This is a genomic window from Peteryoungia algae (assembly GCF_030369675.1).
GTDB lineage: Bacteria > Pseudomonadota > Alphaproteobacteria > Rhizobiales > Rhizobiaceae > Allorhizobium > Allorhizobium algae.
On record NZ_CP128477.1, the window covers coordinates 154,055 to 168,470 of the forward strand.

17 protein-coding genes are annotated in these 14,416 nt (G+C 63.2%); 12 read left to right on the top strand and 5 right to left on the bottom strand.

Features of this window, described 5'->3' with window-relative positions; all coding sequences use genetic code 11:
• The first annotated feature begins 139 nt into the window (after nucleotides 1-139).
• The 10 genes from QTL56_RS00835 to QTL56_RS00880 all read left to right on the top strand — a co-directional run bounded on the left by QTL56_RS00835 (nucleotide 140) and on the right by QTL56_RS00880 (nucleotide 8,646).
• On the top strand, nucleotides 140-2,542 hold the full coding sequence (locus QTL56_RS00835) for a putative monovalent cation/H+ antiporter subunit A (RefSeq protein WP_245137788.1): 2,403 nt from the start codon (nucleotides 140-142) through the stop codon (nucleotides 2,540-2,542).
• The gene (locus QTL56_RS00840) at nucleotides 2,539-2,958 is read left to right on the top strand and encodes a Na+/H+ antiporter subunit B (RefSeq protein ID WP_245137688.1); all 420 of its coding nucleotides are present in this window, start codon (nucleotides 2,539-2,541) and stop codon (nucleotides 2,956-2,958) included. Before QTL56_RS00835 ends, QTL56_RS00840 begins: the two co-directional genes overlap by 4 nt.
• A complete protein-coding gene (locus tag QTL56_RS00845; protein ID WP_229576652.1) occupies nucleotides 2,958-3,335 on the top strand; it encodes a Na+/H+ antiporter subunit C in 378 nt (125 codons plus the stop codon). Before QTL56_RS00840 ends, QTL56_RS00845 begins: the two co-directional genes overlap by 1 nt.
• A 20-nt stretch (nucleotides 3,336-3,355) precedes the next feature.
• Nucleotides 3,356-4,939 carry a Na+/H+ antiporter subunit D gene (locus tag QTL56_RS00850; protein ID WP_245137686.1) on the top strand — a complete coding sequence of 528 codons (1,584 nt, stop codon included), beginning with the start codon at nucleotides 3,356-3,358 and terminating at the stop codon, nucleotides 4,937-4,939.
• Complete coding sequence (locus QTL56_RS00855) at nucleotides 4,936-5,409, top strand: Na+/H+ antiporter subunit E (RefSeq protein ID WP_245137684.1); 474 nt, start codon at nucleotides 4,936-4,938, stop codon at nucleotides 5,407-5,409. Before QTL56_RS00850 ends, QTL56_RS00855 begins: the two co-directional genes overlap by 4 nt.
• Complete coding sequence (locus QTL56_RS00860; RefSeq protein WP_245137683.1) at nucleotides 5,409-5,840, top strand: cation:proton antiporter; 432 nt, start codon at nucleotides 5,409-5,411, stop codon at nucleotides 5,838-5,840. The genes QTL56_RS00855 and QTL56_RS00860 overlap by 1 nt, the downstream gene beginning before the upstream one ends.
• Nucleotides 5,837-6,166 carry a monovalent cation/H(+) antiporter subunit G gene (gene mnhG, locus QTL56_RS00865; RefSeq protein ID WP_245137681.1) on the top strand — a complete coding sequence of 110 codons (330 nt, stop codon included), beginning with the start codon at nucleotides 5,837-5,839 and terminating at the stop codon, nucleotides 6,164-6,166. The genes QTL56_RS00860 and mnhG overlap by 4 nt, the downstream gene beginning before the upstream one ends.
• Nucleotides 6,167-6,577: 411 nt before the next feature.
• Nucleotides 6,578-7,006: a Ros/MucR family transcriptional regulator gene (locus QTL56_RS00870; RefSeq protein ID WP_229576643.1), complete on the top strand. Its 429-nt coding sequence runs from the start codon at nucleotides 6,578-6,580 to the stop codon at nucleotides 7,004-7,006.
• Between the two features lie 222 nt (nucleotides 7,007-7,228).
• Nucleotides 7,229-7,675 (top strand): helix-turn-helix domain-containing protein, encoded by a 447-nt coding sequence (locus QTL56_RS00875; protein ID WP_245137679.1) that lies wholly within the window; start codon nucleotides 7,229-7,231, stop codon nucleotides 7,673-7,675.
• A 14-nt stretch (nucleotides 7,676-7,689) separates the two neighbouring features.
• Nucleotides 7,690-8,646, top strand: coding sequence for a DUF6456 domain-containing protein (locus QTL56_RS00880; protein ID WP_245137677.1), 957 nt, complete (start codon nucleotides 7,690-7,692; stop codon nucleotides 8,644-8,646).
• Between the two features lie 16 nt (nucleotides 8,647-8,662).
• Here QTL56_RS00880 and QTL56_RS00885 read toward each other — a convergent pair whose 3' ends face one another.
• The 4 genes from QTL56_RS00885 to QTL56_RS00900 all read right to left on the bottom strand — a co-directional run bounded on the left by QTL56_RS00885 (nucleotide 8,663) and on the right by QTL56_RS00900 (nucleotide 10,494).
• Entirely contained in the window at nucleotides 8,663-9,079 is a 417-nt protein-coding gene (locus QTL56_RS00885) for a SufE family protein (RefSeq protein WP_245137676.1), read from the bottom strand.
• A gap of 125 nt (nucleotides 9,080-9,204) precedes the next feature.
• Entirely contained in the window at nucleotides 9,205-9,510 is a 306-nt protein-coding gene (locus QTL56_RS00890; RefSeq protein WP_245137674.1) for a type II toxin-antitoxin system RelE/ParE family toxin, read from the bottom strand.
• Nucleotides 9,507-9,767, bottom strand: a complete 261-nt coding sequence (locus QTL56_RS00895) for a CopG family ribbon-helix-helix protein (RefSeq protein WP_245137672.1) — start codon at nucleotides 9,765-9,767, stop codon at nucleotides 9,507-9,509. The genes QTL56_RS00890 and QTL56_RS00895 overlap by 4 nt, the downstream gene beginning before the upstream one ends.
• A 262-nt stretch (nucleotides 9,768-10,029) precedes the next feature.
• On the bottom strand, nucleotides 10,030-10,494 hold the full coding sequence (locus QTL56_RS00900) for a DUF5330 domain-containing protein (protein WP_245137670.1): 465 nt from the start codon (nucleotides 10,492-10,494) through the stop codon (nucleotides 10,030-10,032).
• Between the two features lie 469 nt (nucleotides 10,495-10,963).
• Between QTL56_RS00900 and QTL56_RS00905 the strand changes: the two genes are divergently transcribed.
• Together QTL56_RS00905 and QTL56_RS00910 are read left to right on the top strand one after the other, a co-directional pair.
• Nucleotides 10,964-12,499 (top strand): sensor histidine kinase, encoded by a 1,536-nt coding sequence (locus QTL56_RS00905; protein WP_229576625.1) that lies wholly within the window; start codon nucleotides 10,964-10,966, stop codon nucleotides 12,497-12,499.
• Nucleotides 12,471-13,469: a peptidoglycan-binding domain-containing protein gene (locus tag QTL56_RS00910; protein WP_245137667.1), complete on the top strand. Its 999-nt coding sequence runs from the start codon at nucleotides 12,471-12,473 to the stop codon at nucleotides 13,467-13,469. Before QTL56_RS00905 ends, QTL56_RS00910 begins: the two co-directional genes overlap by 29 nt.
• Nucleotides 13,470-13,487: 18 nt before the next feature.
• Here QTL56_RS00910 and QTL56_RS00915 read toward each other — a convergent pair whose 3' ends face one another.
• Entirely contained in the window at nucleotides 13,488-14,258 is a 771-nt protein-coding gene (locus tag QTL56_RS00915) for a glycosyltransferase (protein WP_245137666.1), read from the bottom strand.
• Between the last annotated feature and the right edge of the window lie 158 nt (nucleotides 14,259-14,416).

Sequence of the window (14,416 nt, forward strand, 5' to 3'; positions counted from 1 at the left end):
CTGGGTTGACGCGTCCGTGAACCGATAAGGTTCCGTTTTTGCTTGAGACGAAGGATGGCTTGTCCTAACACACTCGCACCTTGTATCGACTGATGATCGAGACCCGATCCGATACCCACGGGGAGATGGAATGCCTGAGATGACGAGCGACCTGACCTGGGTCGCCATGCTGTTGCCCTTCGCCGCCGCTCTTCTGGCGCCATGGCTCACGGGCCGCCTGGGGGCGAATGCCGCCTGGTTGCTGGCTCTGGCACCGGCGCTCGCCTTTGCCCATTTCGCAGGCTTCCTGCCCGAGATTGCAGCCGGCGAACGGGTGACCGGCGGTTTCGCCTGGGTCCCCAGCCTCAATCTCTCCTTTTCCTGGTTTCTCGACGGCCTGTCGCTCACCTTCGCACTGCTGATCACCGGCATCGGCGTGCTGATCGTGCTGTATGCCGGCGGCTACATGAAGGGCCATCCGCAGCAGGGCCGCTTCATCGGCTTCATCCTGCTTTTCATGGGCGCCATGCTCGGGCTCGTCGTCTCCGACAGCTTCCTCATGCTCTTCGTCTTCTGGGAGCTCACCTCGATCACGTCCTTCCTGCTGATCGGCTTCGACCACACGCGGGAGGCCTCGCGTCGGGCCGCCCTGCAGGCGCTGGTCGTCACCGGTGGCGGTGGTCTCATCCTGCTTGCCGGCATGATCTTCATCTGGAACATCACCGGCGTCAGCCAGCTCTCGCTGCTGCTCTCGACCGGCGACACCTTGCGCGAAAGCCCCTTCTATCTCGCAGCCCTTCTCCTGGTGCTCGGCGGGGCCTTCACCAAGTCGGCCCAGTTCCCCTTCCACTTCTGGCTGCCCAACGCCATGGAAGCGCCGACCCCGGTCTCGGCCTATCTGCACTCGGCGACCATGGTGAAGGCCGGCGTCTATCTCCTGATGCGTCTCAACCCGGTCATGGGCGAAACGCCCGCCTGGGAAATCCTGTTGCCCTTCTTCGGCGGGCTCACCCTGCTGGTCGGCTCGGTTCTGGCCGTGCGCCAGACCGATCTGAAGCTGATGCTGGCCTATACGACGGTGGCCTCGCTCGGCCTGCTGGTCATGCTGACCGGCTTCGGTACCGAACACGCGGTCGAGGCCGCGGTGCTCTATCTGGTTGCCCATTCGCTGTTCAAGGGCGCGCTCTTCATGGTCGCCGGCGCAATCGACCATGAGGCCGGCACGCGCGACATCACCCGCCTCGGCGGCTTGCGCAAGCTGATGCCGATCACCTTTGCCGCCGCCATTCTCGCCGGCGTCTCCATGGCCGGCCTGCCGCCGCTCTTCGGCTTCCTCGCCAAGGAAGAGATCTATTACGCGCTCGCCGGCGCAAGCCCGCGCGCCATTCTCTTCACCGCAGTCGCCGTGATCGGCAATGCCCTGATGTTCGTCATCGCCTTTGCTGTCGGCCTGAAACCCTTCATCGGCCGGGAAGGTGACACGCCGAAACACGCCCATGAGGGGCCTGTCCTGCTCTGGCTCGGACCGCTGACGCTCGCCGTCCTGTCGCTCGCAGGCGCACTTTTCTCCGGCCTTGCGCACCGCTTCATCTCCTCGCCCATGGCAAGCGCCGTGGATGGCGAGGCGCAGGCCGTCACAATCGGCCTCATACCCTCCATCGGTGCGGCTCTGGCGCTCTCGGTGCTGACCGTCGTCCTCGGCGTCGTCCTTTATCTCGGCCTCGACCGCCTCCGCGCCACGGTCGATCGCCTCGTCACCGGCCTCGGCGTGAGCCCGGACCGCGGCTTCGACCATTTCATCAGCGGTCTCGTGCGGCTGTCCACCGGGATCACCCGTTTCGTCCAGAACGGCCGCCTTGAAACCTACATCACGCTCACCTTCGTCTTCGTCGCGATCGTGCTTCTGGTCACGCCCGTCGTCTATGGCGAGCTGCCGACGGGTCTCAGCCTGCCATCGGAATTCGACTTCCACCAAATGGCGATCCTTGCCATTGCCGTCATCGGTGTCATTGCCGTGCTTTCGGCCCAGGACCGCCTGACCGCGATCGTCTGCCTCGGCATCCAGGGCTTCGCCGTCGCCGTCATCTTCCTGCTCTATGGTGCGCCGGATCTCTCCTTCACCCAGTTCATGGTCGAGACGCTTTCGGTCGTCATCCTGGCGCTGGTCATGACGCGGCTCAGGCTCTCGCCCTCGGATCACCGCCCGATCACTGCCCGTCTGCTCGACGGCTCGCTTGCCATTGCCTGTGGCCTCGGCTTCGGCCTGATGCTCGCCGCCTCGACCGCCGGCCCCTTCGATGCCTCGCTCTCGGCCTTCTTCGCCGAGCATTCCAAGATCATCGCCCACGGCGCCAATGTGGTGAATGTCATCATCGTCGACTTCCGCGGTGTCGATACGCTGGGTGAGATCGGCGTCGTCATGATCACCGGCCTCTCCATCCTGGCGCTGATCCGCATTCGGGTCGGTGCGCCGATCATTCCGACACCGGCTCCCTCCGAGGTCGCGCCCGCGCCGGCGCCGCCCCCTGCATCGTCCAAGACAAAAGGTGCAAAACGCCGATGAACACCCTGATCTTCCGCACCTTTGCGCCGTTCCTGACCGTGCTGATGCTGGTCTTCTCGATCTTCGTGCTGTTGCGCGGCCACAATGAACCGGGAGGCGGCTTCATCGGCGGCCTGATCGGGGCCGCCGCCTTCGCCATGTATGGCATCGCCTTCGGCGTCCAGGCCGTGCGCCGCGCCATGGTCTTTCATCCGATGTCGGTGGCGGGCTGCGGCCTTCTGGTCTCGACCTTGTCGGGCGTGATATCGGCCCCCCTCGGCTATCCCTTCATGACCGGCGTCTGGGTCTATCCAAGCCTTGGCGGCGTCGAAGTTCCGCTCGCGACCGTGATCTCCTTCGACATCGGCGTCTATCTCGTGGTTGTCGGCACATTCGCCTCGATCGCGCTTGCACTCGAAGAAAGGGATGACGGCTGATGGAAGTCATCTTCGCTCTCGTCGTCGGCATTTTCTTCGCTGCCGCCGTTTATCTCATGCTGTCGAAGAAGGTCATCCGCATCCTCTTGGGCGTCGTGCTGCTCGGCAATGCCGTCAACATGCTGCTCTTCACCGCTGGCCGCCTGACGCCCGCCATCCCGCCGATCATTCCCGGCGGCGTGGACGTGCTTCCGCCAGGCACGGCCAATCCGCTGCCGCAGGCCCTCATCCTGACGGCGATTGTCATCTCCTTCTCCTTCTTCTGCTTCCTGCTGGTGCTGACCTACCGCGCCTACCAGGACCTCGGCACCGACGACACGGATGAGATGCGCGTCGCCGAGCCGAAGGACGAGCCGCTGCCGCCGAGCGGCTACTGAGCAGGAGACACGAGGACCTTATGGCTGCCCCCACAACGACACCTGCCGACTACGCCGCCGCCTATGTGATGGAGCCGATGACGGCTGCCCACTGGCTCGCGGTCACACCCATGGCGCTCTGCATCGCCTTCGGCGCGATCCTGATGATGATCCGCCACCGCACCCACTGGCATCCGCACGTGGCGCTGACGGGACTGGCGCTGCTTGTGCTCAATGACGTCATGCTCCTGATGAAGGTCGTGGCCGACGGACCCTTGACCATGATGATGGGCCGCTGGCTGCCGCCCTTCGGCATCGCCATCACCGTCGATCTGACCGGCGCATTGCTCGCCCTGGCCGCAGCCATCGTCGCCCTGTGCGGTGCGCTCTATGCCCATGTCGAGATCAACAACAGCGGTCGCCGCTACGGCTTCTATCCGTTGCTGATGCTGCTGATGGCGGGCGTCTCCGGTGCCTTCCTGACCGGCGATATCTTCAACCTCTATGTCTGGTTCGAGGTCCTGCTGATCTCCTCCTTCGGTCTCTTGATCCTCGGCTCCGAGCGCGAGCAGATCGATGGTGCGCTGAAATATGCGGTTCTGAACCTGATGGCGACGACACTCTTCCTCATCGGCGTTGCCTATCTCTACGGCATCTTCGGCACGCTCAACATGGCCGACATTGCGATGAAGGTGCCGAATTATGCCGGCACAGCACCGCTGATGACGCTGTCGGCGCTCTTTGTCCTCGCCTTCGCGATGAAGGCGGCGGCCTTCCCGGTTAATTTCTGGCTGCCGGCCTCCTACCATACCCCGCGCGTCGTGGTGTCGGCGCTCTTTGCTGGCCTGCTCACCAAGGTCGGTGTCTATGCGCTGTTGCGTGTCATGGTCATGCTCTTTCCCGTCGAGCGCGAGGCCTTGAGCCTCGTCATCGCCATCGTCGCGGCCCTCACCATGGTCCTCGGCGCCATGGGCGCGCTTGCCCAGAACGACATCCGTCGTTTCCTCGGCTTCGTCGTCATCGCCGGGATCGGCAACATGATGGCGGGTATCGCGATCGGCAGCAATCTCGCCGTCGGGGCTGCGATCTTCTACGCGCTGCATTCGATCCTGCTGATGACTGCACTCTATCTCGTTGCCGGCGAGATCGCCCGGATCGGCGGCCACTATCGCCTCGACCGTGTCGCCGGTCTCTGGGCCGTCGCCCCGCTCTTCGGCGCCTTGACGCTGGCGCTCTTCTTCGCCGCAAGCGGCCTGCCGCCGTTTTCCGGTTTCTGGCCGAAGGCACTTCTGGTCAAGGCCTCGATCGACATCGGCGCCTGGTGGCTTGCAGCCTCCGTGCTTTTCTCGGGCTTCCTGACCACGATCGCCTTCGGGCGTGTCTTCCTCTTCTCCTTCTGGCGCCCTGTCGCCGTGGCGGGAGAGCCGGAACTGACGGCCGCACCCGCCATCCAGGTGGGCGCACAGCGCTGGCGCATGGCGCCGATCATCATCCTCACCGGCTTCGTCGTCTGGTTCGGCCTGTTCCCCGACAGCCTGATCGTCATCAGCCAGGATGCAGCCTCCGGCCTGCTCGACCCGACGAGCTATATTCGCTCCGTCTTCCCTGAAGGAGGTGCTCGATGAGCCTTTATGCGATCAGTATCCTGATGGCGGTGATCTGGGCCACCGTATCGGGAAGCTTCACGCTCCTGAACTTCCTCTTCGGCTTCGTTCTCTCGATCCTCACGCTCTATCTCCTGCGCGAGCGCTTCGTCGGGCCCGATTATACCAGCCGCTCACGCCGCATCCTGTCGCTCGTCATGCTCTTCCTGGTCGAACTGGCAAAGTCCGCCTGGCGCGTGGCGACGCTTGTCCTGCAGCCGAAGATGGATCTGAAGCCCGGCATCTTTGCCTATCCGCTGTCGGTCAAAAGCGACTGGGAGATTTCGCTGCTTGCCAATCTCATCACGCTGACGCCGGGTACGCTGTCGGTCGATGTCTCCGAGGATCGCCAGACCCTCTATGTGCATGCGCTCGATTGCTCGGATGTCGAAGCGGCCCGCCGTGACATTGCCGAAGGCTTCGAGAAGAAGATCATGGAGGCCTTTGCCTGATGACCCCCGAACTGATCGTCGAATACGCATCGATCGTGGCCATCGCCATCCTCGTCGTCGCGCTGCTGCTCACCGTCTATCGCGCCGTCGTCGGCCCGACCTTGCCGGATCGCATCGTCGCGCTCGACATGCTGGTCGGCATCGTCATCGGTTTCATCGCCGTCATCGCTCTCAGAACCGGCTATACGCTGTACATCGACATCGCCATCGCGCTCGGCCTCGTCGGCTTCCTGGCAACCGTTGCCTTTGCCCGCTTCGTGCTCGCCCGCGGCTGTGTCGGGGAGGGGGAAGAGATCGAGCCCGGTCCAGCACCTGGCCCGGCGCCGCCCAAACCGGTGGCCACATCTGCAGCCGGGGCCGCTGCGCCGAAGACGGCCAAACCCCGCAAGACCAGCAAGCCGGCCGCACCGTCCGGCAAGGAGGCCAAATGATATCGCTCCTCGCAACGCTCGCAGTTGCCTTCTTGATGATCGCCGGGGCGCTGTTCTCCCTGCTCGCTGCGATCGGTCTCAACCGCCTGCCGGATTTCTACACCCGCATGCATGCGGCCTCGAAGGCCGGTACGGTGGGCTCGGGCTTGCTTCTGCTCGCCGTCGGTCTGCATGCCGCCGATGGCGCGACCTTTGGGCGATCCCTTGCGGGTATCGTCTTCTTCATCCTGACGGCCCCGATTTCCGCCCATCTTCTCGCCCGGGCGGCCCACAAGGTCGGCTACAAGCTGTCATCCGTATCGGTACGTGACGATATGGTTGGCTAATCGAACTTTTGGTATTGCTGGTTGAGTTGGGATTTCTATTGAAATCCCTGCGTTCGATTGTGACGCGATTGAGCAAATCGCCAATAAATAAGTTTTATACCTGTCATATCTAGTAGAAATATCTTGTGGACATTTGCAGCCGGAGTGCTAATTCACAATCAAGAGCGCTGATATGTTGCGTTCGCGGTCTGTAAGCGAAGTTGAGTTCCGGGTATTGGCATTTGCACAGGCCTTATCTTCGTCAAAGTCGGCGTTGCACAGGGTCGGGCGGTTTTGGGGACCGTTTCGGCAAATTTGGTGATCTTTGTCGGGTGTTTTCATCTTCCGTGTCCACTGTCGTCGGCCGGAAGCGCTATAAACTATTGTCTGCGGGGATGGGGCATCCGCGCAGAAATTGAACAGGAGATGTGAATGAGTGAAGTCCAACAGGGTCCCAGCCAGCAATTGCTGGTGGAGCTGACAGCCGACATCGTTTCGGCCTATGTCAGCAACCACATGGTTCAGGTCAGCGACCTGACAACCCTGATCGCCGATGTCCACCAGGCTCTGAACAGCACAGCCACGCCGACCCCGGTGCAGGCTGTCGTCGAGAAGCCGAAGCCCCCGGTTCCGATCCGCAAGTCGATCGAGGACGACTATCTGATCTGCCTTGAGGATGGTCAGAAATTCAAGTCGCTGAAGCGCCACCTGATGACCCATTACAACATGACCCCGGAAGAATATCGCGAGAAGTGGGGCCTGCCGTCCGACTATCCGATGGTGGCACCCGCCTATGCCGAAGCGCGCTCGCGCCTCGCCAAGGAAATGGGTCTGGGCCAGCGCCGCAAGCGCGCCAAGTAATCCGGGCTTTGCCGCGCAAGCGGCATGCAGAACACGAGGCCGGTCACGCGACCGGCCTTTTTCATGTGGAAATATAGGAAGATATTCCCGATCTTCGACTGAGGTGCTGGCGAGGGCACGGACCTCAAGGCGAAAATTCAGGTACCCCCAGATTTTTGGGGTTCTAAGTCCTGAAGAGTCTGCTAACTTCAATAGGAAGAAAATCCTATTGCAAGGTGAGCCATGACCCTCGATCCTTCCTCTCGTCCCGAACCGCCCCCGCCTGCAGCCCTGTCTCCTGCCCCGTCTGTGAATTGGGACCCGGAGCAGACGAATGCCCCCGTGAATGGCGACGGCCCGCGTTCACTCACCCCGGAACGGCGCCTGCTCTGCATGATCGTGCGTCAGTTGACGGAGGAACTGCTGCGCGCGACCGGCCTCGAAAGTGACCAGGATCCCGGCCGCCGGGCGACGGGCCATGTGCGTCAGGTCGCCATGTATGTCTGCCACGTCGCCTATTCCATGCCGATGGGCGAGGTGGCGGAGGCCTTCGGCCGTGATCGCTCCACCGTCGGCCATGCCTGCCGCATGGTCGAGGACCGCCGCGACGACCGCGCCTACGATACCTTTGTTGCGATTGTCGAGCGCATGGCGAGCGCCGTGCATCTTCTGGCCGGCTGGCGCATCTGAGGGGAGGCGGCATCATGACGACGAGGAAGAGCTCCAGACAAACGACCGGCGCCGGTCAGGCCGGATTGCCGCCAGACCCGGCGACGAGCGCTGCCGTGACAGCAGCACCGTTCCATGCGTCCGGCCGCGGCACATTCCGCGCGACTGGGGCCGATGGAGCACTGGCCAATACCTCCCGCGCCGAGCGCAAGCAGGTCCGACAGATCCTCCGCCGCGCACTCACCGGTCCGATCATCCTTCCAGCCGAGGGCGCAGCGAGCAATCCGGCAGATAGGCACTGCCCGCCCGGCGCCATGGCCGAGCTCGCCCCGGAACGCCTCGCCCGACTGGTCGCCGACGGTCTGCTCGCACGGTCCCCCGAAGGCTTCGTCGCCACCACAGAAACGGCCGCATGGCTCCGCCGGGATCTCTGCGAGCTGCCGGACGAGGCCCATGCCAGCCAGCACCGGACGATGGAGGTTGAAACACTGGTGACCCCCGAGGGTCGCCGGACCGTGCGCCGAAATCTGCAGGAATCCCCGCTTTTTCCGCTCCTGCGCCTGAAGGAGAAGGATGGTCGCGCCTTTCTGTCGCCAGACGCCGTCGCCGCCGGAGAACGCCTTGCCGCAGACTTCGACTTCGCCGGCCTTCAGCCCCGGATCACGGCAAGTTGGCAGCCTCGGCTGTCCGCCCGCGCCAGGGGGGGCGCCCCGCCCTCGGTGGACCTGCCAGACAGCAGGCTCGCCGCCCGAACCCGCATCGCCCGCGCCATCGAGGCGATGGGCCCGGAACTGTCGGGTGTCGCCCTCGATGTCTGTTGCTTCGGCAAGGGCCTGGAAACCGTCGAGCGCGAACGGCAATGGCCGGCCCGCTCTGCCAAGCTTATGTTGCGTGCCGCTCTTCTCTCACTTGCGCGCCATTACGTCCCGACGTCCGTGCGATCCCGTCCGCGCCACTGGGGCCAGGAGGATTTCCGGCCGAAGATGGGGTGAGGCGAGTTGTGCCCGTTCACACCAGTCGCCGCGCTGCCTCTTCGCGGATGCGCTGGATCATCGAGCGCAGACCGTTGGCTCGCTGCGCGGTCAGGTGTTCGAGCAGGCCGATCTGGCTGAAGAGGTCGAGCGCATCGAAATCGACCACGTCTGTCGCCTTTTTGCCGGAATAGGCGGCAAGCACGATGGCCACGAGACCGCGCACGATGAAGGCGTCACTGTCGCCGCGAAAGGTCATCACCGGATCGGCACCGTCACCGGCCGAAACCGAGAGCCAGACCTGGCTCGCGCATCCCTGCACCTTGTTGGCTGCGGTCTTCTCGTCGTCCGGCAGGTCGGGCAACGCCTTGCCGAGCTCGATCACATAGCGCATCCGGTCCTCCCAGTCGTCGAGGAAACCGAAGTCGTCGATCATTGCGTTCAAGCTCGTCATGCTACCCACCCGATGTTCAAGTCGGACCGATATAGGCCAGACCTCAGCGCATTTGAACCGCCTGCGGCAAGGAAACATGGTGTGCATGTCGATGGACCGCAAAATGCTGAGTGTTCTCAGGTTTGCTAGGGATCGTCATCCGCATCGGGGACCGGGATATGCATGCGGCCGTGCCGGATGTTTGCGATCTCGATGAGGTCACCCAGGCGCCGATAGTCGATCAGGTAGTCGCCGACCACGAGCGTGCGAAACCCCGCGATCTGCAGTCCATGCGTCTGATTGCCGATATCGGGAAATTCTCGCAGCAGCGCGCGTGCCCTGTTCATCGATTGGACAAACGTGCGCGCCGCCGATGGATGGCGGCCAAGAAGATAGGCACTCTCTCGGCGCATATAGTCGGAGGCTCTGCGGGAGAGCCGGATGGATATCATGCGACCTTGCCGGCAATGATGCGATTCATTTCGGCCAGAACGACATCGAAGTCCTCGTGCTCGCCAGCGTCCAGTTGCATCCGACCTTCGATGGCGCCCAAGATATCGGCGCCCTCCTGCACGAGGTAAGCCTTTAGAGCTCTCAGGATGATGTAACTCCGTGATCGCTCCGTGCCTCCGGCAATCCGATCGACGTCCGCAAGGATGTCTGACGGAACCCGCAGAGTGACGGATTCGCTTTGTTTCGCTTCGGGCATGGGCGCTCCTCGAATTCGGTAAGACACTATAAGACACATCGTCATCTGGCTCAACGCCATCCCCCTCTTCGGGTGCGCCGAAAAAAGAAAAGCCGCGTAGCTTTCGCCACGCGGCCCGGCAAAACGCCGATTTCAGTGAGGGACAGGCAGACAGGCATCCGGTCCATGGCAGGCCCGGTTGCAAGCGGGGAGGGGGCGGACATCCGCCCCGAAATTCTTGGAGTGACCGCAAGAAGATGCGGTCATGTATGCTGCGAAGCGCTCAGAGCTTCGGCGGCTGATAGGGTTTCGGCAGGTGCTTCGGGCGCGCCGTCGGCGTGACCGTGCCGGTGATGACAGGCTCCTCGGCTTCGATGTTCGCCAGCTGCGGGATCTCGACTTGCGGCTTGACGATCTCGATGGCGCCGCGTGTCGTTGCCGTATTCTCGTCGGCCACGGTCGTCGTGCCGCCGTCGGTGAACTGCTTGTCGAGCAATTGGTAGGCGACGAGTGCACCTTCGCGGGCCCGCTGGCCGAGCGCCTGGAAGGTTGCCGCGCCCTTGTCGCAGACCTCAGGCTTCTCGACGCAGAGCGAGGTCACATAGTCATAGGCACCGCTGGCTGCGGTCATGGCTGCACCCATGTCGAAGCCGGCGCCGTCTCTCTCCTCGGCGGGCGGTGCCGCAAGGAAGGACAATGCGACCAGTGTCGCGGTGCAGTAGATTGATCCTTTGATCAGAAACCACATTGTCTTCACCAAAATCCCTGTTGCCGGTCTTTGCCGGAACGGTCCGGGTTACGCCCCGAACTCATGGAAGCGACCCTAGGTTCGATTCGCGAAAATCGTTTTTCGAAAGCCGGTCGGCTTTGATGTGAATTCGACTAAAATTTGAGTGATCTCTCCGTTTCGGGACGCTTGCCTAGAAGTTTAGCGATCCGCGTTAAGCATAAATGTGGCTGCGACCCGACAATCCACCGCTTCTGGCGGGGCCAGGCCACCACAAGTCTTAACGGCCATTCGAAAAGTTGAATGATATCAGCGCTTACGCACCGTTAACCATGTTTGGGAATGCCTCATCCCGATGTCCCGTTTCGGGTCGGATCGGCCCGGTAAGACCCGTTGCAGGCCTCTGCCTTATCTATTCCTTAAGCGCGTCCGGCCTATCTTCAGGCCGATAAATCAGATGAACCGGTTGCGGATTTCTGGCGTGGTTGTAATGCGTAATATGTCGGATGCACTGACGGTAACGATGGACGGGCTCCTTGCCCGCCTCCTGTCGCGTCATGCTGCCGGCCGCCCCGCCGAACGGTCTGAGATCGTCGCCCTGCGCAATTTGACGCTCGCCATGTCGCCGGCCTTCGTCGCCCTTCCCGCAGGCTTCACCTTTCTCCTCGGCCCCGCCACCGGGCTGCCGATCGGTTTTGCCCTGGCGACAGCGCTCCATCTTCTCGCAGCCGTCGCGCTCGTCTGTGGCCGTCGCCTCGGCGCACGCAGCGCGGAAGCCCGTCTGCCGGCGGGCGAGCAGATCGTGGGTGACCCTTACGAATTCTGCCCGGGCCTCTTCCTGACGCTCGATCCGGCCGGCATCGTCACGAGTGCAGGTGGTCGCGACCGCCAGATGTTTCTCTCCTTCCTGCGCGAACCGCTGTCGCGGCCCTTCGTCGAGCAGGTCCATGTTTCCGATCGGCTGGCGTTCGCCCAGGCGCTCGACGAACTGCGCCTCGGCGCCGATGTCGTCGTCACGGATCTGCGCCTCGATCGCCCGGTGATCGGCCTCGACCAGGCCCAGTTTCTCAATGTCCGCCTCGACATGACGGCCGTGCGCGCCGATGATGGATCGCTTGCAGCCGTGCGCGCCCAGATGCTCGACATCGCAGGCGAAATGGCGATACGCGATGCCGTCACCCGCAAGGAAGAAGAGGCGACTGCCGCCCACGAGATCAAGAGCCGCTTTCTGGCGGCCGTCAGCCACGAGATGCGCACCCCGCTCAATGCCATCCTCGGCTTTTCCGACATTCTGATCGGTGAATATTTCGGCAAGCTCGAAAACGACCGTCAGCGGGAATATGTTCAACTGATCCGCCAGTCGGGCGCTCATCTCCTGTCCGTCGTCAATACGATGCTCGACATGTCGAAGATCGAGGCCGGCCGCTACGAACTCATGCTCGAGGATGTCGATCTCGCCGCATCGCTGACGGAATGTGAACGCATGCTGTCGCTGCAGGCCCAGACCAAGGGTCTGAAGCTCACCAGCCGCCTCCCCAAGGGCCTGGGCGGAATCACCGCCGATGGACGGGCGCTCCGCCAGATCGTCATCAATCTGCTTGGCAACGCCATCAAGTTCACCGATGCCGGCGGCGCCGTGACCATCGATGCGGTCCGGAGCGGCAACGAGGTGACCGTCAGCGTCAGCGATACCGGCATCGGGATTGCACCGGAAAAGATGGCGCTGATCGGCCGCCCCTTCACACAAGTGCAGAACGATCTCAATCGCAACTACGAGGGTTCCGGCCTGGGGCTTTCGCTGGTAAAGGGATTGACGGCCCTGCATGGCGGCACTTTCCGGATCGAAAGCCGGCCGGGCGAGGGCACCGTGGTCATGGTGAGCCTGCCGGTCGACGGCTCGGGCGCCAGGGCCGCAGACGAAACAAACATGGTCGAATTCCCGCCACGCCTGGCGGCTGCGGGGAACGAGAACAAGACGGGTGGGATTGCGCCGGGGCATGACGAAGCGAAAGCGAAAATCGCCTGAGAAGAAGAAGGCGGGCAACACGGCTCTCCGCGTTCTTTCCAGGGGGGGAGGTGCGCTGGTGCGCTTGGCCGGCCGCTATCCGCGTGCCGTCGGCGGCGCCTTCTGCTTCTCGCTGATCTTCGGCACCATCGCCGCCAACGCCCTCTGGTATCAGCCCGGCCAGCATCCATCGCCCTTCCTGCGCACCCGCAACGCCGAGGACTTCACCGCACTCGCGGGCGTGCCGCGCGCGCCGCTGCTGAGCGAGCAGGATCCCGAAACCGTCACCACCTTCCGCATCGAACGGGAGAAGACGGCTGCCGATGGCGCTCCGGTCGAGACGACTGCCGTTCAAGATCCAGCCGTGGAGGCCGCCACCGCCGCGCGCCCTGCCGGCCTGCCGGCCAATGCCGAAGAAGCGGCCGGTCTGATCCGCCGGGTTCAGGGAGAACTCCTGCGCCGGGGTCTTTATGACGGCGAGGCCGACGGTGTCATCGGTCCGCGCACTGAAACCGCGATCGCCGTCTTCCAGAAGACCGTCGGCATGGAAGCGAATGGCCTTGTAACCCCGGAGCTTCTGGCCGCCCTGACCCTGGATCGCGGCGTCACAGCCGCCGTGCCCGCCCAGCGTCCGGTCATGGATATCGATGCCGGGGGCGAGGACCCGGTCGCCGCCGCGATCCGCAGCGCCGAAACCAGGCTCGTCACCGCGCCGCGCCGCCCTGTTGTCCCGGTCCAGGCCCTGCCGCCCAAGGCCGTCGAACCGGCCGTTCCGCCTGTCGTCCAGCAGGCGAATTTCGATCCCGGCCTCGTCATGGAAATCCAGCGTGGCCTGTCCAACATGGCCTACAGGAACATCACCATCGACGGCATTCCCGGCGACGACACCCGCGCCGCCATCCGCCGCTTCGAACGCCATTACCAGCTGCCGGAAACCGGCGAACCGAGCGCTGCGGTCCTGAAGAAACTCAAGGCCATCGGCGCGCTCTGATAGCCTGGCAGGGCCACCTTACTCGTTCCAGGGCAAAATGACCTTGCCAGCGCTCGCCCGGGCTGTGAAGCCTGCGGCGTGCAGGCTCTCACCCGCCTCGATACGCTCATAGAGACCCAGGTAGCGCCGGGCCATCACATCTGCGGTGAAGTTTTCGCGAAAATGCTGATGAATGGCGGGCCCGTCGTACCGATCGAGGTCGCCGATCGCCTCCACCAGAGCCTCGCCACTGTCGGACAGGCAGCCCGCAAATTCGGGAACGATTTCGGGGATCGCTCCATAAGGCGTGGCGAAGATCGGCAGGCCGAAATACATGCCCTCGATAATGGCCAATCCAAAGGGCTCATGCCATCGCACAGGAAAAAGAAGTCCGGCAGATCGCCCCAGCACAGCCGCCTTCTTCGCGTCGTCCACCATCCCGTGAAAGCGCGCATTGGCATCCAGGGTCAGGCGGAAGCCCATCTTCAGGTTTAGCCGGTGGCCGCCGAGAACCTCCAGCGGTCGACCCGCCCGGCGTGCAATACGGATGGCCCTGCGCACATTCTTAACCTTCCAGGCGGCCTTGGCCAGAAAGGCGACTGAACGGCCACGGCTGGAAAAGTCCGGCTCTGGATAGACGCTTGGATCGAGGCCGTTATGCACAAAGGTCATGCCCCCGTGGCGCAGAGCATGATTGGTCGAGATGAAGATGGAGTTGCGGTGGAAATGCGTGCCTCCCGCATTGCCGTGCACGGTCTGGCAGGCCTTGCCGTCGAATTCAGGATCAAGCCCCATATGGCTGTGAAGCACATCCGCATCTTTTGGGATTTGACCCTCGAGGGGGCGTTGGGGATTGAGGACGGAAACCGGTCCGTAATTCCACGACGAACCCGCCGGCGCCAGCAGGTGAACGGTATGGCCCATTTGTGAAAGTGCCCGACCGAGACCTTGGATGACTCGTTCTATGC